Source organism: Bradyrhizobium sp. (assembly GCF_016462955.1).
Lineage (GTDB): Bacteria > Pseudomonadota > Alphaproteobacteria > Rhizobiales > Xanthobacteraceae > Bradyrhizobium.
In genome coordinates this window covers 1-1,741 of record NZ_JAEMSD010000849.1, presented here as the reverse complement: position 1 = coordinate 1,741, position 1,741 = coordinate 1, and the positions used below count along the sequence as shown (strand labels likewise).

1 protein-coding gene and 1 pseudogene are annotated in these 1,741 nt (G+C 68.7%); both read right to left on the bottom strand.

Annotated features, from left to right (window positions below; translation table 11 throughout):
• Nucleotides 1-1,149: MFS transporter (locus JHD07_RS39150; protein ID WP_291631946.1), on the bottom strand; the 1,149-nt coding region annotated here is incomplete at its 3' end.
• Nucleotides 1,146-1,741 (bottom strand): annotated as a pseudogene (locus tag JHD07_RS39145) (FAD-dependent oxidoreductase); the annotation flags it as partial. The gene JHD07_RS39150 and the pseudogene JHD07_RS39145, both read right to left, overlap by 4 nt.

Here is a 1,741-nt window from a genome sequence, read left to right as displayed (position 1 = left end):
GAATGCGGAGACGGACGCGAGCGCGCTGATCCACAGCGCGCCGCGGCCGATATGATCCACCATCAGGCCCAGCACCAGCGGCGCGAGGGCGCCGGTGACGCGGGACGGCAGCGAGATCACGCCGACCCGCTTGCCGAAGCCGGCCGGTCCAAACAGCGTCAACGGCAACGTGCCGCGCGCGATGGTGATGATGCCGTTGCCCGCGCCGTACAAGACGGCAAAGGCCGGCGCAAACAGTGGCCCGCCCGCGACCAGCGCAATCACACCGATCGGGTTCGTCAATGTCGCCAGCCGTGCCGAGAACAGCGGATGAAAGCGGCCGAGCCATCCGGCTTCGAGGAGACGGGCTCCGACCTGAGCGGGTCCCACCAACGCGCCCGCAAGCAAGGCCTGCGCCGGCGTCGCGCCGAAGGCAACCAGCATGGTCGGCAGGATGGCCGAGATTCCCGAACTGACGAAGCTGGCCGCCGCGAACATGTAGGCCAGCAGGATCATCGCGAACGTCTCGCTCTGGCCTCCGGTACGCTGGCCCTGTCCCGAACCCGATCCCGACGTCTGCGGCATCGGCGCCGCGCGCGGCAGCGCGAGGTTGAGTGGCAGCGCCACGAGGATGTGGATCACGGCCCAGACCTCGCACGCCACGCGCCAGCCGTAGCTTGCTTCCAACCATGTCGTGAGCGGCCAGCCGAGCGTGCTGGCGAAACCGGCGATCAGCGTGATGCCCGTGATCGACTTCCGCGCGCCGGAGCCGTAGATGCGGGCGAGCGTCGCAAACGCAGCCTCGTAAAGGCCCATGCCCATGCCGATCCCGAGCAGCATCCAGGCGACCATCAGCACCACCACGCCTTGCGCGAGGGACAGCGCGAGCAAGCCCGCCGCGAAGACGAGGTTCGAGATCGCAAGCAGCCCGCGTCCCCCGAACGTATCGATGGCATGGCCGACCCGCGGACCGAGAAGGCCGGAGATGATCAGCGCGCCCGACAGCGCTCCGAACACGTAAGTCGGCACGAGGCCAAGATCTCGCGCGATCGGCGCCGCCAGGATCGCCGGAAGATAATAACTCGACGCCCACGCGATAGTTTGCGTGGTGCCGAGTGCGATGATCAGGGCGAGCGGCCCCGTCGGCCGATCGCCGGCGAGCCGCATCATGAACAGCCGCACCCCGAACCGCCTGCCTTCTTCGCGGTTTCATCGGCCGCACAACAGGCCGAGACGTCTTGCGTCGCGGGACCACCGCAGCATCCCGCCGCGCCGGTGGACTCGACGCCGCCGCGCGTGCAGACGCCGGTCTCCGGCAGCACGAGCTCGACCCGGGCCGCGGCCTCCTTGTCGCCGGCGATGTCGGCGACGATCGAACGGACCTGCTCGTAACCGGTCATCATCAGGAAGGTCGGCGCGCGACCGTAGGATTTCATCCCGGCGAGATAGAAGCCGGGCTCGTCATGCGCCAGTTCGCGCGCGCCGTGGGGCCGCACCGTGCCGCAGCTGTGCTCGTTGGGGTCGATCAGAGGGGCAAGCGCGACGGGCGCCTCGATCGCGGGGTCGAGCCGCAGCCGCAGCTCCGACAGGAACGACAGATCAGGACGGAAGCCGGTCGACACCACCAGCTCGTCCGCAACCACGCTCCGCGCTCCACAGCAGGCGCCCGCTGAAATCCTCAGGCGTCCTTCGAGATCCGAGAGGTGGGTGACGCCGAAATTTGCCTCGACCTTGATTTTCCCGGCAGCCACGAGCGCGGCGA